14 protein-coding genes are annotated in these 22,970 nt (G+C 41.7%); 12 read left to right on the plus strand and 2 right to left on the minus strand.

The annotated features are described in order from the left end of the window. Positions 1 to 450: 450 nt before the first annotated feature. The 10 genes from QF042_RS10825 (at position 451) to QF042_RS10870 (ending at position 19,850) form a co-directional block, all read left to right on the plus strand. A complete protein-coding gene (locus tag QF042_RS10825; protein WP_307528140.1) occupies positions 451 to 2,730 on the plus strand; it encodes a fasciclin domain-containing protein in 2,280 nt (759 codons plus the stop codon). Positions 2,731 to 2,813: 83 nt separating this feature from the next. Further along, positions 2,814 to 6,038, plus strand: coding sequence for a SusC/RagA family TonB-linked outer membrane protein (locus QF042_RS10830; RefSeq protein ID WP_307528141.1), 3,225 nt, complete (start codon positions 2,814 to 2,816; stop codon positions 6,036 to 6,038). Between the two features lie 10 nt (positions 6,039 to 6,048). Next, positions 6,049 to 7,602, plus strand: coding sequence for a RagB/SusD family nutrient uptake outer membrane protein (locus QF042_RS10835; protein ID WP_307528143.1), 1,554 nt, complete (start codon positions 6,049 to 6,051; stop codon positions 7,600 to 7,602). A 23-nt stretch (positions 7,603 to 7,625) separates the two neighbouring features. Beyond that, positions 7,626 to 9,380: a fasciclin domain-containing protein gene (locus QF042_RS10840; RefSeq protein ID WP_307528145.1), complete on the plus strand. Its 1,755-nt coding sequence runs from the start codon at positions 7,626 to 7,628 to the stop codon at positions 9,378 to 9,380. Between the two features lie 195 nt (positions 9,381 to 9,575). After that, on the plus strand, positions 9,576 to 11,078 hold the full coding sequence (locus QF042_RS10845) for a fasciclin domain-containing protein (protein ID WP_307528147.1): 1,503 nt from the start codon (positions 9,576 to 9,578) through the stop codon (positions 11,076 to 11,078). Positions 11,079 to 11,093: 15 nt separating this feature from the next. Further along, complete coding sequence (locus QF042_RS10850) at positions 11,094 to 14,291, plus strand: SusC/RagA family TonB-linked outer membrane protein (RefSeq protein ID WP_307528149.1); 3,198 nt, start codon at positions 11,094 to 11,096, stop codon at positions 14,289 to 14,291. Between the two features lie 18 nt (positions 14,292 to 14,309). Next, positions 14,310 to 16,022 carry a RagB/SusD family nutrient uptake outer membrane protein gene (locus QF042_RS10855; protein ID WP_307528151.1) on the plus strand — a complete coding sequence of 571 codons (1,713 nt, stop codon included), beginning with the start codon at positions 14,310 to 14,312 and terminating at the stop codon, positions 16,020 to 16,022. Positions 16,023 to 16,394: 372 nt separating this feature from the next. Further along, complete coding sequence (locus tag QF042_RS10860) at positions 16,395 to 17,699, plus strand: polysaccharide lyase family 1 protein (protein WP_307528153.1); 1,305 nt, start codon at positions 16,395 to 16,397, stop codon at positions 17,697 to 17,699. Between the two features lie 5 nt (positions 17,700 to 17,704). Next, on the plus strand, positions 17,705 to 19,561 hold the full coding sequence (locus QF042_RS10865; protein WP_307528155.1) for a hypothetical protein: 1,857 nt from the start codon (positions 17,705 to 17,707) through the stop codon (positions 19,559 to 19,561). Then, positions 19,539 to 19,850, plus strand: coding sequence for a hypothetical protein (locus tag QF042_RS10870; RefSeq protein ID WP_307528157.1), 312 nt, complete (start codon positions 19,539 to 19,541; stop codon positions 19,848 to 19,850). Before QF042_RS10865 ends, QF042_RS10870 begins: the two co-directional genes overlap by 23 nt. Positions 19,851 to 19,990: 140 nt before the next feature. Here the strand turns inward: QF042_RS10870 and QF042_RS10875 are convergent, their stop codons facing one another. After that, complete coding sequence (locus QF042_RS10875) at positions 19,991 to 20,962, minus strand: Gfo/Idh/MocA family protein (protein ID WP_307528159.1); 972 nt, start codon at positions 20,960 to 20,962, stop codon at positions 19,991 to 19,993. A gap of 277 nt (positions 20,963 to 21,239) precedes the next feature. Between QF042_RS10875 and QF042_RS10880 the strand changes: the two genes are divergently transcribed. Next, positions 21,240 to 21,437: a hypothetical protein gene (locus QF042_RS10880; protein WP_307528161.1), complete on the plus strand. Its 198-nt coding sequence runs from the start codon at positions 21,240 to 21,242 to the stop codon at positions 21,435 to 21,437. A gap of 98 nt (positions 21,438 to 21,535) precedes the next feature. Here QF042_RS10880 and QF042_RS10885 read toward each other — a convergent pair whose 3' ends face one another. After that, positions 21,536 to 22,522 carry an alpha/beta hydrolase gene (locus tag QF042_RS10885; RefSeq protein ID WP_307528163.1) on the minus strand — a complete coding sequence of 329 codons (987 nt, stop codon included), beginning with the start codon at positions 22,520 to 22,522 and terminating at the stop codon, positions 21,536 to 21,538. 193 nt (positions 22,523 to 22,715) lie between these two features. Between QF042_RS10885 and QF042_RS10890 the strand changes: the two genes are divergently transcribed. Then, the gene (locus QF042_RS10890; RefSeq protein ID WP_307528165.1) at positions 22,716 to 22,949 is read left to right on the plus strand and encodes a hypothetical protein; all 234 of its coding nucleotides are present in this window, start codon (positions 22,716 to 22,718) and stop codon (positions 22,947 to 22,949) included. The last annotated feature ends 21 nt before the right edge of the window (positions 22,950 to 22,970 follow it).

Here is a 22,970-nt window from a genome sequence, read left to right on the forward strand (position 1 = left end):
CGCGTAGTGGAGAGATCTTTGGACTATATTAAAAGATCTCTCCACTACGGTCGAGATGACGATTCATTGTAAACCTGTCGTCCGGCTCCCGCAGATTAAAAAGATACCCGCAGATTTTAATGATGTTTTTTATTCTGCGGTAATCTGCGAAATCAGCGTGAAACTACCTTCAAAACCACTTATTCACCAAATAACGAAAGTAATTCGTCAATTTCTGAAAACTCATTTTAGTGGTTTGAGATAGATTTGTATTGAATAACCAAATATATAACTGAACAAATAAGCCGATAGCTTAAAGATTTACATTGAATTTTATTGAGGAATATCAGTCTATGATATCCTGGTTTTAGCGCTGAAATGAAAAGACAATTTTATTTCGCCACCGCTTTGCTGTATTCAATTTTTCTCTTCAGCCTCTGCTTGTTTAAACCTGTACTAACCAAATAATCTATGACCAGACTTTTTACAAGTTCGTGTTGTTTTCTATTTTTTCTGGCCGTTTTATCGGGGTGCCAGAAAAAAGAATTTGATGCATTTTATGAGCGCCCGGCAGGTTTGGGAGATCCCATTTACCAACAGCTTGAAGCCAGGGGCAATTTTAAACATTTAACCGCAGTAATTGACAAAGCGGGTTATAAAGATATTTTAAGTAAAACAGGCTGGTGGACTTTTTTTGCACCAAATGATGGTGCTTTCGAACGTTTTTTTAAAGATCAGAACATAAAAGGTACTGCTGAGATCAGCGATTCGATGGCTACCTCTATCGTAAAATATGCCCTGGTATACAATGCTTACCGTAAAGACCAGTTGAGTAACTACCAAATGGCCGGAGGAGCAGAAACTGGGCTTGGTTTTGCCTTTAAAAGAAAAACCGCTTATTACGATTGGGTACAACAAAAAGGTGATGCTGCACACGGAAAAGTTATTGCCACCAATAGGAATGTGCAATCGGTTAGGGGCGTAAATACTTCTGCCTATATAGATGGCGATAACAACAATAAATACATCCCTTACTTTACCACCGCATTTATGACAACAGGTGGCATGAGCCCTGCAGATTATAATGTGTTTTATCCAGGTTCTGCTTACAATGGATTCAATGTAGCCGCTGCAGCAGTGGTGAATATGGATATCAGCGCCGAGAATGGAATGATACACGAAGTAGACCGCGTTACGATGCCTTTAAAAAGTATCGATCAGTACATCAGTACCAATGCCAATTACAGCGAATTTAAAGCACTGCTCGATTCCCTAAAATTTTATGTTTCTAATGCCTATCAAACCCACCGCAACTTTGTAGCTACAGGCATTTCTGATTCAGTTTATGTAAAAGGATATAACGGTTTACTGGCTTACTCCATCAACAATGAAAATTATCAGCAACCCGGCGTAAACAGTTATCTGGCAAACGAATCTCAAAAATCAAGCTGGACAATCATGGCGCCAACCAATGATGCATTTAGGGCTTACCGGAAAAAAATATTGGCCAAGTATGGCAATTCATTCTTTAAAAACACTCCACCCAGTATTGTGATCGATTTTATCAATTCTCATATGTGGCCAACAGCTTTATGGCCAGGCAAATTTGCACAAGGCCAAAATTACCTGCTCGAAACCACAACCTTGAATTTTGATAATGCCGTTGATAAGCAGGTATTAAGCAATGCTGTTTTTTATGGTGTAAACCAGGCTCATAGTTCGAACGTTTTCAGGACGGTTTACGGCGTTCCATACCTCGATCCAACAACCAACCTTACTTTATTGGTTTATGCGGATGGAGGCTCGGGCGTTAAAATCTATACGACACAACCAGGCGTAAGGCAAACTTTACTGGTAATGCCCGATGCTGTTGTAACAGCAGCTGGCTACCGTTATAACGAAGGCAGTATTGGCACAACAACCACAGCCTGGGGATATCGAACCTCACAAACAGCAAGTTATTCACACAACCAGATTTACCGCGATAATGCATTCCGTTTGTTTAAGACAGGTGTTTTGCTTACGCCAACTGGCGAATTAACCAGTTTAGGCGGTTCAGGTATTGTTGAAAGTCAGAGTGGCGATTATGTTCGCTACCGCAATGGAAAAATCCAGACCAGTGGAACTGTAGATACCGGTGTTGATATCAATGTGACCAAAACAGACGCCACTTCTGTAAATGGCATTGTATATTATGTTGATGCACCTTTGGCATTTACTGATAAAAACGTAGGTCAGCACCTGCAAAATCTGGCTACGAGTGATCCTGCACGTTTTTCGTCTTTCTACTGGTTTGTTTCAACCTCTTCATTGTACAATGCTACCACCAAGGCCATATCGGGCATGAATACGGGGATTGATAATAAATATACTCTATTGGTGCCCGATAATGCAGCCATTACACAGGCGATTAAAGATGGATTATTACCCGGAACCAAAGCTACAGGCGCTTTGCCGACAGCTGCACCAACGGCAGAAGCTCAAAAAGATTTAGTAAGAAAATTTATCCTCTACCATATCATCAATGGCGAATCGGTTGCGGTTGATGGTAAAAAAGCCGATAACTATTTAACCCTGCTACAAACAGAATCAGGAGATAATACGCTGCTGAATATTCTGAACCAGCCAAGCAATCTGATTATCACCGATCGGGCAGGGCGCACCACGCAGGTCAATTTCAGTTCAAGTAACCAGCTCTCCAACCGTACGCTGATCCATTCCATTTCCAATTATCTCAATTACAATAAGTAACACTTACAGATAAAATTAGATTATATAAGATGAAAATATTTCTATATAGAATTTTCTGTCTATCTGTTTTGATTTTAACAATCATGGGATATTCAGGGACAATCCGTGCACAGCAGCCCGTTACCGTGCGCGGAAAAGTAACCGATAAAAAAGACAAGCTCGAAATTATTGGCGCCTCGGTTATTGAGGTAGATCAGAATAAAAGAACTATTACCGGGGTAAGTACTGATATAAACGGAAATTTTGCGCTGCGCGTAACCAATACTAAAAATCAATTGGTGGTTTCGTTTATCGGTTATGAAAGTCATAATGCAGGAGTAATTAGTAACCGCACAACCATAAATGTATCACTCGAATCCAGTTCGAACAGTTTGCAGGAAGTAGTGTTAACCGCAAAAAGAATGGTGAATAACGGAACCGGACTAAACATTGCCGAGCGTAATTCGACCATTGCATCAGCAACCGTGAGCGGGAAAGCTTTAGAAGAGCTTGCGGTAACTTCAATTGATCAGGCTCTGGCCGGACGTTTATCTGGGGTTGATTTTGGTACTACATCGGGCGATCCGGGCGCAGGTATGTCGATCAGGATACGTGGTACTTCATCCATCAATGGCTCTGCTGAACCGCTTATCGTACTCGATGGCATGCCTTACGAAACAGAAATCCCTTCTGATTTTAACTTCGGAACGGCAGATGAGCAAGGTTATGCACAGCTTTTAAATATTGCACCATCCGACATTAAAGACATTACTGTTTTAAAAGATGCAGCATCTACAGCAGTTTGGGGTTCGAGAGCAGCTAATGGCGTATTGCTAATCAATACCAAACGTGGCGAAAGGGGAAGACCCATCGTATCATACAATTTTAAGGGTTCGATGGCCCAGCAACCTAATCCCATTCCGTTTTTAACTGGCGATCAATACTCAATGTTGATTCCCGAAGCGGTAATGAATGCCACAGGTTTACCGCTCGATTTTTTAGGTAATAACGGACAAAATAAGGCCTTTCAATACGATCCATCTGATGCCTATTACTATTACAATTACAGCAATAATACCGATTGGGTAAAACTGATTACCCGAAACGGTTATACACAAGACCATAACATTTCGATGAGCGGTGGTGGAGAAAAAGCACGCTATTATGCATCAGTTGGCTATTTAGGGCAAACCGGAACCACTTTAGGTACCGATTTATCAAGAATTACAGCCAAAATCAATTTAGATTATATTGTATCTAGTAAGTTGAGGTTCAGAACAGATGTAACCTATACACACGTGGATAATAACCTCAACTACGATAAATCTTTGCGCAGTACGGCCATCAACAAAATGCCGAATATGTCTGATTACGAGTATGATGAATATGGGAATAAAACTTCAGCCTATTTCTCACCCATCTCCAATATCCAGGGCCAATATAAGGCAACTTATAATCCTTTGGCGATGGCCAATGAAGGGGCAAGCCATTTAATCGGCGAGCGCATTACACCAAAATTTAACCTTCAGTACGATATTTCACCGGTTTTATTTTCAACCGTAGATGTTCAGTTTGATATCAACAATACCAAATCGAAAACCTTTCTACCTCAGATAGCTACCGGACAGCCAAGTACCGAAACTACGGTAAACCGCGCTTCTGATGCTGATGGAGACTCCTATAATATCCAATCTAAAATTAACTTAATCTATCGCCCGCATTTAAACGAAAAGCATAACCTTCAGGGCTTGCTGTCTTTTCAGACCAATGACACCAAATCGGCTTCTTATTCGGTTACTACATCAAATACAGCATCTTCTGAATTTCAGGATCCTTCTAATCCGTCTATCACCAATGGAACTGGCCTGGGGTTAAACTCCAGTCAGGCACAATCCAGGAGTGTAGGGGTATTATTACAAGCGCAATATGAGTTTCTGGACCGTTACATCATCAACATGAATGGTAGGGTAGATGGTAACTCCAAATTCTCGCCAGATAACCGTTTTGGTCTTTTTCCTGGGATTTCTACCCGTTGGAGAATTTCTGGTGAACCTTTTATGAAAAATTTCACTTTCATTGATGATTTAAGTTTACGCCTTAGTTATGGTGCAAGTGGAAAAGCACCGGGCAGCAATTATGCCTATTTTAACAATTATACCCCTTTTGCATGGTCGTATGCTGGTAGGGCCGCAGTGTATCCTTCAAACATCGAACTTTCGCGGTTAAAATGGGAAACCGTTGTAGGTAAGAATCTTGGTTTCAACTTATGGCTGTTCGATAGCCGCGTTAAAATTGATGCGGAAATTTACCAGAACACCACTAAAAATATGTTCTACAATGATCTCCGGATTGCCGCCACTACCGGTTACAATGCCATTGATATGAACATCGGTACCATGAACAACGATGGCTGGGAAATCGGGATCAGTACCACACCTGTTAAAACAAAAAAATGGATCGTAAATTTTGATTTTAATATTTCTAGAAACATCAATTCTATCCAGTCCATTTCAGAGTTCTATCCAAGAGAAAGTTCTGTAGGGCTTCCAGATCAGGGCGAGTATAAATCGTTCCTCATTATCGGCAATCCTTTCGGATCTTATTATGGGTTTAAATACAAAGGCGTGTATAAAGATGCTGATGCCACGATTGCCAGAGACCAGAACGGGAAGGAAATTGTGGGCCCAAATGGCCAGACGATTTACATGCGTTACAATTACCCAACAGTTGATTATGTATTTCAGCCGGGCGATGCCATATATGAAGACATTAACCACGATGGAAATATTGATGAAAAAGACATGGTGTACCTGGGTAATTCGGTGCCAAAGTTTACAGGCGGTTTCGGGCCAAGTGTAACTTTTAATGGTAACCTTAAAGTTCAGGCATTTTTTAGCTACCGCTATGGTTACGACATCGTAAACACGGCTAAAATCACTACCACTAATATGTATGGGGTTAATAACCAGAGTACTGCGGTTTTAAGACGCTGGAGAAACCCTGGTGATGTAACCGATATGCCACGTGCTTTATATGGCGTGGGTTATAACTGGTTAGGATCTGACCGTTACGTAGAAGATGCTTCATTTATCCGCCTGAGTTCGGTTACGGTACGTTACAACTTTACCCAGAATATGCTTAGGAGGGTCGGTGTAAAAAGTGCCAGCATTTATGTAACCGGACAAAATTTATATACCTGGACTAAATACACCGGACAAGACCCTGACGTAACCTCTGTAGGGAGCAGCAATCCTTTTTCTTACGCTGCCGATGGTTCGCTTACGCCGCCATCAAAAACTTTTACGATGGGTTTAACCCTTGGACTTTAATTGATTAGCCATGAACAGAAAAATTAAATATACCCTATTGGTTTTTATCACACTGGTAAGTGTTTTTGGAACTTCGTGTAAGAAATGGTTGGATCTAAAGCCACAGGATGGTTTAATCCGCGATGAATACTGGCAAACTAAAGAACAGTTAGATGCTGCGGTAATGGGCTGTTATGCCTCATTGTTGGGTGGAAGCACCACACCATTGGCCAAATACCTTTTCATCTGGGGCGAGCTCCGTGCCGATATGGTGGTACCCGGTTTAGAAATATCTTCTGATGATGACGAATCGAAACTAAGCGGATTGCTGAGAGACGAATTTGATATTATGCGTACTCAAATTGCCTCAACCAATACTTTGGTAAACTGGGAGGCGGTGTACAAAACCATTAATTACTGCAATACGGTAATCAAATTTGCCCCAGAGGTACTCAATAAAGATAAAACTTTAACCCAAACGGCATTAAATAGCTACCTGGCCGAAGCACATGCTTTGCGTGGGTTGATGTATTTCTATCTGTTAAGGTCTTTTGGCGAAGTGCCGCTCAAACTCGAACCTACTTATAACGATTCGCAGATTGGTGCGATTGCCAAAAACAGCCAGCAGGAAGTGTACCAGCAGGTGATAAAAGACCTCTTGTTTGGAAGCGAAAACGGACAGGTAACCTATGGAAGTATGGCCGAAGATCGGGGCAGAATGACCAAATTCTCCGCTTATACTGCATTGGCCGATGCTTATTTATGGAACGAAGAATACCAGAAAAGTATCGATGCCTGCAACAAGGTCATCGAATCAGGTAAATACAGGTTACTACCTAATGGTACCCAACAAACCGATTATTACAATACCGTATACCTTAACGGAAATTCGGTAGAAGGCATTTTTGAATTTCAGTTTGATAATCAGAAACTCAATCCTTTTGCACCGATGTTTGGTATCACCGGAAGAGAATTCAGAGCTGCTGATTGGATTGCAGAAGGTGGACTCTTTGGAACCGATTTAGCCAATTTAAATAATAAAGATATCCGTGGTAACGGCACCTCAATGTTTGAGGCCAACTCTGCCATCTGCAAGTTTACCAATTTTAGAACAGCCGCCACCTCCTTTACCCATTGGTTTGTTTACCGTTATTCGGATGTATTGTTAATGAAAGCTGAAGCTTTAACCTGGTTGGCGCCGGGAAATAGTGCCAATGGCAGTCAGGCTATTGAATTGGTAGGCCGAATCAGGGCCGCCCGAAATGCGCAGACTTTTGTTGCTGATAAATTTATCGAAATACCCGATCCTGCACTAACAGCCAATGTTTCGCAATATGTATTTGAAGAACGTGCACGCGAATTTGCTTTCGAAGGCAAACGCTGGTATGATATTCTGCGCAATGCCAAAAGGAATAATTATGCAAACGAAAAACTGTTGATCGATATCGTTTCAGCAAGTGCACAACCGAGTAAACAGCAAACCGTAATCAATAAATACAGAGATCACAGGAGCCATTATTTTCCGATCTACTCGTATGAGTTGCAAACAAACAATGCGCTTGTTCAAAATCCATTTTATCAATAATTGCTAACCAAAAAAATAAAGCTATGAAACAGAATGTTAAAATAGTGCTGCTGGGATTATGCAGTTTATTTATGTGTCTTTGGGCCTGCCGCAAAGATTCGGTGGTACAGGGTACATCAAATGTGGTGAACATGACTCAATACCTGAGTGATCACCCTGATCAGTTTTCAGAGTTATCAAAGATCCTCGAAATCTCCGAAACAGCATCTTTTTTAAATGCATATGGATCTTATACCCTTTTTGCACCAACCAACGAGGCGATTAAAGCGTACCTGCAAAGTAAAGGTAAAAGTGCAGTAGGCGATATTGCAGCTGCCGATTGGAAGAGTTTTATCCGTTTGCACCTGCTCGAAGATTCTATTCCAACATCGAGGTTTACTGATGGTAAACTGTTCGATCTGACCATGTACGGTCAATATTTAACCACCTCTTCTGAATTGATTTCGGGCGTAACTAAAATCCGCATCAACAGGCAGGCAAGTGTAATCCAACCTAATATTTCAGTGGGCAATGGCTTGATCCACAGTATCGATCATGTTTTAACGCCGGCCACCTTAACCGTTGCGCAAACCATTGCTGCAAACCCTGATTATTCAATTTTTACTGAGGCTTTGAGAGAAAGCGGTCTCTTTGATAAACTGAATATTCTGCCTGCTAATAATCCAGATGAAAAGCAGAAGTTTTTGACGGTAATTCCAGAGAGTAACGCCACATTAGCCGCTGCAGGCATTAACAGTTATGCCGCTTTAAAAGCTAAATATTCGACTACAGGAAATGTGACACAGCCTACAGATGGCTTACAGCTTTTCTTAAATTATCACATTTTGTACGACGCCAAATATTTAGCCGATATCATTACGGCAAGTGCCCACAATACCCTGGCGCCATTGGAGGTTTTAACCTCAAAATTATCTGGCGAAACGGTGTTGATGAACGATGATACCTTTAATGGTATTTACGAGCCAGGTTTTTCACTCCTTCGCGGTAAAAGTGATATTACAGCCAGCAATGGGGTAGTGCATCAACCTTCTGCACATTTCGATATCAAGGTTCGTGCACCTTTTCGCGTTGATTTTGATGTATGTGCTTTCCCCGAAATGTTGAAGAATACACAGTACTATAAGAAGAATAATTACTTTTTTACAGGAGATGAAGCGGCTGCTTTAACCGAAATTAAATTCTCGGGAAGGGAAGAAGGAAAAGACCCGACCAAATCGCTGATCTACAGATATGGCAGTGCCGGAACTTCAACCAACTCCTACAACAAAGATATTTTGGTGATTCCGCTGGCTACAGGCGGAACGTCTAATACTGCAGAATGGGTAGAGTTTAGAACGCCTTTGCTGATTAAAGGAAAATATAAAATCTGGGTGTGTATTTACGCACAGGCCGAATCGAATACCACTACCGAGGTGCAGGCCAGTATTGGCTTGGATGGCACTACCGATAGGGCTGCTTTATCAAATTCGCGCATTTTAAACTTTACGGTAAAACGCCCGGGAATAAACAAAGTAGTAAATGGGGTAACCGTAATTGATGCCGATGCAGAAGAGGCTGTAGGTTTTAAAACCTATATGTTAAACACAGCAGGCGCACAGATCGGGAAGCTGGTTGGTATTGCCGATCTGCCACAAACAGGTCGTTATTGGTTGCGTTTAAAAGCCATAAACGGTTCGCAGGCCACTAACAATGTCGATATGATCCACATTATTCCGGTTAACGACGATCAGCAGTACTGGAAATATAATGTTGATGGATCTAAAATACTTAGGCCATAATGAAAATACCACAATTCTACTGCGATTGCTTAAGAGAATATAATAAAAAATATTGTCATCCTGAGCTTGTCGAAGGACAGATGCTTTTTGTTTTGGACTATTGAGAAGTCTTCGACAAGCTCAGACTGACAACGATTATGATCCTCCCCCATAAGAGAGGAATTAAATAAAATTTAAAAAATTATACCAACCGAAATGATTGATTTTAAACCAGGATATTTTGTTTTGCTATTTCTATGCGCCTGTTTAGCCTTCGCTGGCTGTAAGGACTCCTGGAAAGACCATACCGAGATCAATATTGATAGATTAGACCGAACCCTTTTTGAGCAGATCAGCAATGATGCGAACCTGAGTACCTTTACTTCGTACGTGGTAAAAACAGGTTATGATGCCGTGCTCAAATCGTCTAAATCGTTTACGGTATGGGCACCCAGCAACGAGGCACTGAAAAGTATCGATGCCACTATTGTAAATGATACTGCGGCCCTGAAACGGCTTGTAGGTAATTATATCGCTAACCAAAGCTATTTTACCACCTCGCCTAAACCATTATTGGTCATCAGGATGCTGAATGGCAAGAATACCATTTTCACCAAAACCACTTTCGAAGAAGCAAATATTAGCTCCGCCGATATTTACGTGAAAAACGGTGTATTACATACCATAAATGCCGCATCAATGCCCAAAGCCAATGCCTGGGAATTTTTACAGAGTCTCGGTGTGGCCAGTTTGCAGAAAGACTTTATTAAAAGCCAGGAACAAGAGGAAGTAGATACGAGCAAAGGTGTGCTGTTGTATAAAGATCCTGTAACCACTAAAGGCGTTTACCAGGAGGGCACAACCTTCAAGGTAATCAGAAACAGGTATTTTCAGCGTATTTCCAACATCAGCAGCGAAGATAGCTTGATGACTTATATCATTTTAAATAATATGGCCTTTACCGCCGAACAAAATAAACTGGCTACCTATAACAAACATGCCAATGCTCTTTACGCCGATACCCTTACTAAATGGAGTGTTGTGAGAGATTTGGTGGTAAATAAGGTATACAGATTAAACGAGTTACCCGATTCGATGACCACGGTTACCGGGGTGAAAATCCATTTAGATAAACGTGCAATTGTAGAAACCCGTGTATTAAGCAACGGTATTGCCTACGTGGTAAATAGCATCGGTTATAAACTAATGGAGAATAAAATTCCAACCGTTATCATCCAGGGCGAAATGCCTGATTCGTTACGTGTGCCATCCAACCCGCTTGCACGGATTAAAAGCGATCCGCAGGGCAAACGTTTCACTGATCTGCAAACAGGAAGTATTACCTCTAGTCCGAGTCCGCTTTATTTCTACCGGTACAGATCGACGGTTAATTCGGTAAAATACGAAGTGTACTGGAGGGTGATAAACGATATTCTGGTGGCGCCGATCAGCATGAAAGTAGATTTTAATACCAACAAGAGTTTCGGGAGTGTACTTTTTCCACTGGCTACGGTAGGGTACCACACTGTTCCATCCCTAATTGGACTGGCGCAAGACAGTGATGCTTACCGCAATACCTATAAAGAAGTGTATCTGGGCACTTATACGGCCGATACTTATGGAACGCTGTATACTTTTCTCGCTTCATCTTTAGCGGCTTCGAGTACTGCACCAACAGCCCTTTCTTTAGATTATATCAAATTAAAACCAGTTAACTAGCCCTCAAAAAGATTTATGTACAACTATACAAAAAAGCTGATCAAAGGAATTTTACTCTGCTTACTGTTCTTTGTAATGGGCAAACCTTTGCTGGCTCAGGAGAAAGATTCGGTAAGTGCCACGGTAATTAAATTTAAGCGGCCAACCGGACCACAGGTGAGTGGTGTGGTAATTGGCGCATCGAGTAAAAAGCCATTGCCAGGTATTAGTGTTTCGGTAGCGGGCTATGCGGCTGCACTTACTGATGAAAAGGGAAATTTTAAGATTGGTGTACCCAACTACAATGCCGTATTGGTGATTTCTGGCCAGGGTTACCAATCGAAAGAAGAAGCCCTTAAAGGACGTAAAATGATCAGCAAAATCGCTTTATTTGAAGAACGTTATATTTCGATTTACGATGCTGCCACAGTGCCATTTGGTACGGTATTAAAAAACCGCACACCTTACTCGGTAACTACAGTTAACCTGAACGGAAGCTGGGAGCGTGCCAGCGAAACACCAGATTCTTATCTGCAAGGCAAAATAGCAGGTCTGGAGGCCATCAAAAAATCGGGTACATCCGATATTGGTGCTGATCTTTACTTACGAGGATACAATTCTTTATACGCTGCGAACCAACCTTTAATTGTGGTTGATGGTGTGATTTACGATGTGAATACTTATGGAAGTTCTATTATTTCGGGTCACCAGAATAACCGCCTGGCCAATATCGACCTCAAAGACATTGATAACATTACGCTGATTAAAGATGGCGCATCCCTTTACGGAACAAAAGGTGCCAATGGGGTTTTAATGATTACCACCGGACGTGCTAAAGATGTGGCCACCCGTTTGGATTTTTCTACATATGGCGGTTACAATGGAACGGTAAGTCAGTTGCCAGTAATGGAAGCCGATAACTACCGCATTTTCTTGTCCGATTTGCTTAAAACCAAACCGGGCATGACCGATGCGCTGATTAAAGCCGAACCTTACATGAACGATAACCCTAATCCAGGTTACTATAACTATCATCAGAACACCAATTGGCAGGATCAGGTAATGAGCAGTGGCATCAGTCAGGATTATTACCTAAAAGTAACCGGAGGGGATGATGTGGCTACTTATGCTTTATCGCTTGGCTACTTAAATAACGACGGTTTAACCGATAGCACCAATTTAACCCGTTATCAAACCCGTTTTAATGCCAATCTAAACCTTTCAGCTAAGTTAAAATCGCAGGTTAACCTTGCCTTTACCAGAAGTGAGCAGAACCTAAGAGACCAAGGACAGGCTTATGCCACAAATCCCTTATATCTCGCCTTAGTTAAGGCGCCTTTTCTTTCGCCTTTCGAGTTATCTGAAACAGGTATCCAATCGCCAAACCTTGCCAATACCGATATATTTGGTACGAGTAATCCGAGTGCGGCGGTCAAAAATATCCAGGCGCTCAACCGCAGTTACCGTTTTTCGGGCTCCATCGGTTTTAACTATGAGTTTAATAAATCTTTTAAAGCCAATACCATGGTAGGGATTACCTACGATAAAGTACGCGAAAACTATTTTACGCCTATGCTTGGTATCGCGCCGGTTTTATTGCCTACTGCCGTTGGTTACAATAAAGCGGCAGCAGGGGTACAACGTTTATTCACGGTTAATACCGATACCTGGGTATCGTACAGCAAAGATTTGAACGAGGTGAGCAAATTGAGTGGAAATCTTGGTTTCAGGTTGCAGCACAGCAGCGCCGAGGTAGATAACGGGGCCAGTTTTAATACTGCCAGCGATGATTTTGTAACCCTTGGGGGTACACAGAGTACCCTTCGCGTGGTTGGTGGCTCCTTAGGCAAGTGGAACTGGCTAAACAACTATTTCAATGTGAATTACGAAGCCTATAACAAGTACTTCCTATCCTTTAATATCGCCGCCGACGCGTCTTCCCGCTTTGGAAAAGATATACCCGATGTGCTGGATTTTAATGGCGTAAAAATGGCGGTTATGCCATCTCTTGCTGCTTCATGGCTCATCTCGTCGGAAAGTTTTATGGCGGACAACAACTTTGTAGAAAGCTTAAAATTACGCGCCAGTTATGGTTTAACAGGGAATGATGATATTGGTAACTATACGGCTAAATCGTACTATGTATCACAGAATTTTTTAGGTCGGCAAGGGCTGGTTAGGGGCAACATTGGCAATACCGCCCTAAAATGGGAACGCAATGCGAAATTAAATGCCGGTGTTGATGTATCTTTCTTAAAGGAGAGACTAAACCTGAGCTTAGATCTGTACCAGAACAAGGTTAGCGATATGCTGATCTACGAACCATTACTCACTTCAACAGGTTTCAGTTATGCAGTAAGTAATGGCGGCACTATGACCAATAGGGGTTTTGAACTGGCCATTAATGGCAGGTTAATTAACCAAACGGATCTTAAATGGGACATGGGACTTACTTATAGTTTAAACCGGAATAAGATCAGTCAGCTGGGCGGCAATACCCAGTTGCTTACACAATATGGCGGAGCCACCATCATCACCCAGATCGGCGATGCAGCCAATTTATTCTATGGTTATAAAAGCAATGGGGTATACAGTTCCGATGCTGAGGCGGTTGCTTCTGGCCTGAGCAATAAAACTGCTGATGGTGCTTTTATTCCTTTCCAGGGTGGAGATATGAAATTTGCCGATTTAAATGGCGACAAGATCATTGATGAGCGCGACCACCAGGTAATTGGTAATCCGAATGCAGATTTTATTGGCGCATATAGCAATAAAATTAGCTACAAACGCTGGTCCTTAGATGCCCTTTTCACCTTTAGTTATGGCAACGATATTTACAACAGCACACGTGCTATTTTAGAAAGCATGAACGGTTACAACAACCAAAGCCTTGCGGCAGTAAACCGCTGGCGGGTGGATGGACAGTTAACCGATATACCACGAGCTTCCTGGGGAGATCCATCGCGCAATGCCCGTTTTTCTGACCGTTGGATTGAAGATGGCTCTTACCTCAAGCTGAGAACAATATCATTAAGTTTTAATGTGCCTATAAAAGCCAATTTTATCCGTTCGGCCACCGTTTATGCCATTGCCAATAACCTATTTACGGTAAGCAATTATTTGGGTTACGACCCTGAGTTTAGTGCTGGAAGCAGTGTATTTGCCAGAGGCGTAGATATAGGTTTGGAACCCAGCTTTAGATCGATGTTCCTTGGCGTTAGAATCGGTTTGTAATTTTAGAAAAATATTGATATGAATAAGAATTTATATATCACCATTACCAGCTGTTTATTGTTTGTGCTGGTGCTGAGCAGCATCCTATCGTGTAAAAAGGCTTTCGATATTGAACCTGAAGATGCACTGGAAGCCTCACAAACCTATAGGAATGTATACGATGCCGATGCTGCAGTATTGGGTATTTACGGCAAGTTTGTGAAACTCGCCGATAAATATATGTTGTTGAATGAGTTACGGGGCGATTTGTTGGATGTAACCTCCAATGCCAATAATTATTTAAAACAATTAGGCACACAAACGGTTGCAGCCGATAATTCCTACGCAGATCCAAAACCTTTTTACGAGGTAATTATCAACTGTAATGATGCATTGAAGAACTTCAACATCATGCGGGAGAAAAAATTGCTTGATAACATGCAATATTACCAACGTTATACCGATATTCTGTTTCTGCGCAGCTGGTTATACCTGCAACTGGGCATCCATTACGGCAGTGTGCCCTATGTAACCGATGCCTTAACCACCATAGCTGACCTTCAGGATGAAAGTAAATTTCCGAAACTTTCTTTTGAAGATCTGTTGAGCCGTTTAATTGCTGAAACAGAAGCAACTCCAAGAGAGTACTTAAACCAGAATACTTCCGCTGCCAGTCCAACGCTCATTTTACCAATGGATGTATACATCGTTAAGGATGGTGTTTTTAAATTTTTTATCCAACGCCGATCGTTTCTCGGTGATCTGAATCTTTGGAAAGGAAACTATCTAAAGGCTGCGGGTTACTATAAAGATGTGATGGAAACGGGCACCAATTCGAGTACAGGAAGCGATCAGCAGATTGATCTGTACGATACCTACCGTGTTGGCGACGATAACTCGCAGGATCACTCTTTAAAAACAACTGCCGTACTTAACCCCTGGACCAAAATCTTTTCGGCGCCATTAGCCGATCGTATTGCCAACTGGGAGCGGATGTGGACATTGCCTTTTAGCAGCAACTTTTCGCCGGGTAATCCTTTGTTTACCCTTTTCTCCAAATCAGGCGATTACCTGGTTAAACCTTCGGCTTTATCAATCAGCAACTGGAACAATCAGACCCGTTTAGATGGCAGTTTAACCGATAGAAGAGGTTTGGATATGTCGTACCGATTGGTTAATGGCATTGAACCCGAGGTACTGAAATATTCCCAGAATTACAGCCTGAGCACGCCATTTGATAAAACAGGGGTTTGGGTGATTTACCGTGCGGCCATATTACACCTGCGTTATGCAGAAGCAGCAAACCGTTTAGACCGCAAGGTTTTGGCCGGAGCGTTAATTAACAGCGGGATTAAAACCGCCTTTGGAACCAAAGCACTCTATAATGGTGTCCCTGATACTTATCCATTCGATTTTAATGGGGATGGGGGAACCATCAGGGGCAATTGGTACCGCAATTCGGGCATCAGAGGTCGTGCGGTAAATCAAGATTATCCCATTACAATAGCGAATACTATTGTTGAAGTAGAAGACCGGATTATGCAGGAAGAAGCCCTAGAAACCGCATATGAAGGTTACCGATGGCAAGATCTGCTACGCATCGCTTTGCGCAGACAAGCCACCGATCCCAATTACCTGGCCAATAAAATAGCCGCCAAGTTCGAAGCCGCAGGCGATGGCGCATCAGCCTCGTTAGTACGATCGCGCTTAGCCAACAAAGAAAACTGGTATTTACCTTTTAAATTAAAATAAGATACATCATCAATGACATTAATTAAACATAACAGTTGTCAGTCTGAGCTTCGCGAAAAATCGGGACAAGTAGTCGAAGACCTTTTTGTAGTCAAAATCGAAAAAACCTTTCGACAGGCTATCAATGACAGATTCCAAAGAGGGGTCGTCATTCTCGCGCAGGCGGGAATCTTAAAGCTCCATGCAAATTTAGTTAAAGCATTAAGATTCCCAATCAAGTTGGGAATGACGCTATGCTATGGAAATGTGATTCCCACTTCGATCTATCTGAAAATTCTAATCCTTGGGTGACAATCTTTTTTGATTTCTCCTTCAGTTAGTGACATTCCTTAATTTATCCTACTATATAAAATTGCAATTAAAATCTACCAAATGTTAAATAGAAAGAAATCCGGTCAGTTGATGATCAATCCAATTGTACAAAAGTGTTTTAAAAGAATATTAGGTGTCCTGTTTTTGGGCATAACAGCTTATACAGCCCAGGCCCAGCAACTGGCTTTTCCAGGAGCAGAAGGTTTTGGCCGTTTTGCCACTGGCGGCCGAGGGGGAAGCGTGTACCATGTAACCAACCTGAATGATACTGGCGAAGGTTCTTTTAGAGATGCAGTGAGCAAACCGGGCCGAACGGTTGTATTTGATGTTTCGGGGGTAATCAAGATCGGTGGCAAAATTGCTGTATCTCCAAGGATTACCATTGCCGGACAAACCGCTCCAAAAGAAGGGATCACCATTTATGGCAATAGTGTGTCTTTTAAAGATTCAACCATTGTGCGTTATGTCCGTTTTAGGGGCAGCATCAACATGTCTAAAGGTTCATGTACGGTGGTCGCTGACGATCTGAACGATATCATTTTCGATCATGTTTCGATCGAATGGGGACGCTGGGATAACCTGCACATTAAAAAAAGCAAAAACGTAACCTTACAGTATTGCGTGGTTGCCGAAAGTATAGATCCACAACGTTTTGGTGCCCTGTTAGAGGTGCCGGAATATGTAACCATGCACCATTGTTTGTTTGAAGGCAACCAGAGTCGCAACCCAAAGGCGAAAGCCAAAATAGAATTTATCAACAATGTGGTATACAACTGGGGCAAGAGTGGTTTTGTCGGGGGACACTCAAGCGCCGATCATTATCAGGATCTGGTAGGTAATTACTTTATTTCAGGACCAAGTTCTACCGATAGTTTTTTGAGCATGTTCAGCAAAACAGACCATGTTTACCACCGCGATAATTATACCGACCTTAACAAGGACGGAAAACTAAATGGCCGTCTCATTACTGATGAAGACTTTGTCAAAGAAATGGCTACGCTTCTCAAAGAACCTTCACTTCTGCCAAAAAGCAGTGTTAAAATAAGCACGGCCGAAAAAGCTTATCAAACAGTTTTGGCAGAAGCGGGTTCTTCATTAAAGAGAGATGCAGTAGATCTCCGCATTATGGGCTATTTAAAAAGTATAGGTACAAAAGGTGCCATATTTAAAACCGAGGCTGATGCCGGTGGGCAACCGCAAACAAAATTGGCGAAATCGGCTATAAAAGATGCAGATCAGGATGGAATTCCAGATGCTTGGGAAAAATCAAAACGCTTAAACCCGAAAGAGGCTACTGATGCACAGAAAATTAATGCAAATGGCTATAGCAACCTGGAACAATATTTAAATGATTTAGTAAAATAAGTGCTATGTGTAAAATCAAAAATCAATTTAAGCTCTTGATGCTCTTCGTTGTGCTTTTTACCAGTGAAACTGTTTTTGCACAGATAAACCGGGAAGCGCTGGTAACGCGACATACCATTGTGGTGAAAAAAATAGACTCCCTTTCTTCCTTATCTGTCGGGAATGGTCGTTTTGCCTTTACTGTTGATGCCACAGGGTTGCAAAGTTTTCCCGATCGTTACGCCAAAGGGGTGCCACTGGGTACACAATCGCAATGGGGCTGGGGATCATACAAAAATGAAGGGAAATTTCACATTACCGAAGCCTATAAATATTACGATCAATACGGACGAAAAATACCTTATACGGTACAATTGAACTCACCGCTTAGGGCCAAGGCCGCTACCAACTATTTCCGCCAGAATGTACACCGTTTACAGTTGGGAAATATCGGTTTCGATCTGGTTAAAAAGAACGGACAGTTGGCCAAAGCCAACGATATTAAAAATATTAACCAAAGCCTAAACCCCTGGACGGGTGAAATTAAGAGTAGTTTTACTGTAGAAGGAATTCCTGTTGAAGTAACTACTGTTGGGCATCAGGATCTGGATCTGATCAGCGCATCGGTTTCATCACCTTTAATTGAGGCCGGGCGTTTAAAAATCAGAATCCGATATCCTGCAGCCACAGGTGAATGGGCCGATGTGGGGAATAACTGGGCCAATAATAACAAACACCTTTCGCAATTGATCGGGCAAAGTGCTGATGGTGCGGTAATTAAACGTCAGATTGATTCGGCTGTTTATTATACTTCCTTTTCGTGGAAAGGAAAGGCACAATTGACAGAAAAACAGACACATTATTTTACCATTACACCCAATAAAGCTAATCAACAGTTTAGCTTCAGCTGCCTTTTTTCACAGCAGAAAAGCACTCAGGCTATTCCTTCTTTTGCACTTAGCCAGCAAAACAGTCAGGAGCAATGGAAAGCCTTTTGGATGAGCGGTGCTGCGGTCGATTTTACCGGAAGTACCGATAAACGTGCATTTGAACTCGAACGGAGGATTATCCTTTCCGAATACCTTACCAAAATACAATGTTCGGGCGATTTTCCTCCACAAGAAACAGGATTAACCTATAACAGCTGGTTTGGTAAACCACACCTCGAAATGCACTGGTGGCACGGGGTTCACTATGCATTATGGGGCAGGCCTGAGTTGTTAAACCGGAGTACCGATTGGTATTTTAAAGTTGCCGATAAAGCCAAAAAAATTGCACAGATACAGGGATTTGATGGCCTGCGCTGGCAAAAAATGACCGATAACAAAGGCAATGAAAGTCCTTCATCAATCGGTGCCATGCTGATCTGGCAACAGCCACATCTCATTACCTTTGCCGAATTGGAGTATCGGGCAAATCAAGATGAAAAGGTATTGCAAAAATATAAAGAGCTTGTGTTTCAAACTGCCGATTTTATGGCTTCTTTTGCTCATTTCGATGCTGCAAAAGGCTGTTATGTGCTTGGGCCTGGGTTAATTCCGGCACAAGAGCGTTTTAAGGCAGAAACAACATTTAATCCCACCTATGAATTAGCTTACTGGGAGTGGGGACTAAAGACCGCTCAAGAATGGCGTTTGCGTTTGGGCTTGCCACGAAACCCAAAATGGGATGAGGTGATGACTAAATTATCACCTCTACCTGTACAAAATGGCGTGTACCTGGCGGCAGAAAGTGCACCTGATTCTTACACCAATCCCGAATATAAAACAGATCATCCTTCGGTATTGGGCGCATTTGGCATGTTGCCAGAAACCAATCTGTTAAACAAAGCAACCATGCGCAAAACTTTTGATCTGGTTTGTGAAAGATTGGAGTTGGAATGATACCTGGGGCTGGGATTTCCCGATGACAGCCATGACAGCTACCCGCCTGGGCATGCCCGAAAAAGCTATCGATGCTTTGCTCATGCCTGTACAAACGAATACTTACCTTATTAACGGCCATAATTACCAGGACGATCGCCTGCGTATTTATCTGCCTGGAAATGGTGGCTTGCTTACTGCCGTGGCTTTAATGTGCGCGGGCTGGGACGGGAATAATGAAACAAATCCAGGTTTCCCGAAAGATGGAACTTGGAAAGTGCAATGGGAGGGGTTTAAGAAGATGATGTAGGAGAGAATGGCAGATGTATAATGGAAGATGGATTATATGAAATAGTTGGTCAGGATCTGCGATCTTGACCTTCTGTTCTACGGATTTTCAATCCGCATTTGAATACCTAAAACAATAAATATTGTAGTTCTTTTCATCGTTTATTTCCCCGTAAAATCATCCATTAATTTCATCGTAATCAAAGCATCTTCACCACTGCAAGGATTTTGTCCTTTGCCTAAAAAGTAATCGACTACTTTTTCGATCATGGGTTGTTGCACATGCTGCAAAGGTTCGAATATAAATTCTTCTGTTTCATTGGTAGAAACAGTGATTTTATTGCCAAACATCGGGAAACTGATGTGACCTTTTGAGCCATAAATCACGCATACATCAGCTTGATCTTGTGGGGCAACAGAGAAACACCAGGTACCACTGAAAAGAACCCCATTTTCGAAAAGGATATTTCCTGTAACCAGATCATCAACTTCAGTGTTTTCCTGTTGTCTGGTAGCCATGCCCATGGCATTTTTTACAGCGTCGAAATAGTAAGTCATCAGATCCAACTGATGTGGAGCCAGATCATGGAACAAACCACCACCAGAAATGGCTGGATTAATCCGCCAATTATCGGCTGTTTTGGCAATTAGTGCGGGGTTGGGCGACTGGAGCATTTTTAACCGCACTAAACGAACATCGCCAATGGTATGTGTAGCCAGTAATTCTTTAACTTTTAAGAACATGGGTTGGGCACGGCGGTAATGAGCTACGCAAAGCTTCACCTTTAATTTGTTGGCTGCATCAGTCATGCGTTGAGCAGCATCGGCATCTAAAGTCATGGGTTTTTCTACATATACCGGCTTGCCAGCTTTTAAGGCCTCAATGGTGTAAGCTTCGTGCTGTAGGGGTGGGGTAGCAATGTAAATGGCATTAACCTCCGGATCGTTAATCAGTTGAGCAGCATCATCATACCATTTTGGAACATGGTGCCGTTTTGCATAATCAGCAGCTCTGGCACCATCGCGGCGCATTACTGCTACCAATTTAGAATTGGCAACTTTATTAAAAGCTGGTCCGCTTTTTACTTCAGTCACATCTCCACAGCCAATAATGCCCCATCTTATTTCTTCCATTGTAATCGGTTTGATAGGTTCAATTTAGAAAATATTACCCGGAAACTACGTTCAAACAATAAAAAGCTTGTTAAAAAAGAAAAGGGATTCACTTTGGGAGTGATCCCTAATCAACTAACCAAACAAATCTATTCCGGAAACCACGCCGGAATTAATTTATAAACGAAAGAATTAGGAGATTGTTTTATGGTGATTGTCTATTTGGTGTATTTTTTTAAAAAAAGAAAAATAACATCTTTATCCGAAATTAAAGCCTCTCTTTTTTTAGCTTTGTACTATGCAAAATCTTTCCAAGAAGCTTCAGATTGATCTTATAGAACTTAAGGCAAAATATGCCTTTATCATGGATGAACTTGAAGTAACATTTGCCGATGCTTACCTGTCGAAATTGCAAGCTAAACAACGCCTGGCCGAGCAGATGATGATAGAAATGGAAAGAATACTCACCAGCGAGGCCGGAGAGCAAGAAAACTAATGTGTTAAGATAAAGAGATCGTTAACTTTAGTAAAGCCTCTTTTTATTTACTAATTTAACGGAGAACTGGAAAAATAGCGGAAACTATGCGATTTGCGCTATCTCTTTTTCAAAGCCGGTGGGATGCTAAAAGTGGGTTTTTTGTCGGCATCTTTAAAGTCTACTTCCATAAAGTAGTGTTTTTGTTTAATGATGTAATTTTCTATAAACCACAAAATATCTGGCAGGTTTTCAACCATTGGTGAGCCGGCTATTTCATGTCCCATACCTTGCACATACTGAAAGTAATATGGATATCCGTTTTTTCTGAAGGTGCGTGCAAGGTATTTGGAACCAAAAAAGCCCCTGTTCAGCAATCGCACTTTATTATAGGGTACAAGTTTATCGGCTGTGCCATGGAAAAGCATGGTAGGTGCTGGGGGTATGGCATATTTTGGCGCGCCCTGATAACTTAAAATTGCGCCGGCAAAAGAAATTACACCTTTGTATTGAAAATGCTGTGGAAGTTTAGCAGATAGTGCTGTCGCATTACGCTTGTTATAATCGGCATGCAGTGCAGTAATAGCGCCCGCACTTGATCCCGATAAGATAATCATAGCCGTATCGATACCGAGTTCTTTTGCATTTTTGATCAGATAGGCCGTTGCGTCGAAAACATCTGTTGTAGCCGTATCAATAGCTGCTTTTAAGTTAGACGTATTAAATGGACTAGGAAATTTCTTTCCTTTAAGGCCTAGTCTGTAGTCAACAGAAACCACTTTAAAACCATGCGCTATTAAAGTGTTAAAATATTGATCAAATAATTTGCTATCTCTGTGGCCCATTACAAAGCCTCCGCCAAATATAAAAAGCACTGTTGGCTTGGTTTCTGTTATTTTACCACTGTAATAAATATCTAACTTTAGTGCACCTGAATCGGTTTGCGAAAATGTTTTAGTATCTACGTGATATTTTTTATCCTTGAGTTCAATTTGTGCTATTGCAGATATGGAGCTGAATAAAAGTGTCAGGAACAGCAGGCTTAGCGGATATACTTTATTATTGGGCATCATCTGTTTTTTAGGAAGTGGTTCGCTATCAGCCATGGATCGGCTGTATTTCTAAGCTAATTTATTGCATTTTCAGTTCAAGTGCAATTAAATACACCATATTTTAATATAGCTTCAACATTAATTTAATAGTCTTTAATTGCGATTGAACATTTCTTAATAAGTTAATATGAAAGTACTGATAAGTTAAAACGCTTTGTGTTGCTTTGCGGCCAAAGAATTAACATTAATGATGCAAAACAGTCAGATAAAGGTTAGCCCAGATCTACAGCAGTTTATCGATAAGTTTGAGCCCAGTAAATTTAAACTAATGTCGGGTGGGATCGAAATCAGGGGAATAAACGATATGCAAAGGAATATTGCTCAAGCCAGAGAAATTATAGAAAGATTAAAACTTCGCCTAATTGTTTCGCATAATGCCGAAATGCTTAGTTATCGTGGTTTTGAAGTAACTAACTTATAAGTCTAACTTATTTTTGTTTTT

This window comes from Pedobacter sp. W3I1 (genome assembly GCF_030816015.1).
Classification (GTDB): Bacteria; Bacteroidota; Bacteroidia; order Sphingobacteriales; family Sphingobacteriaceae; genus Pedobacter.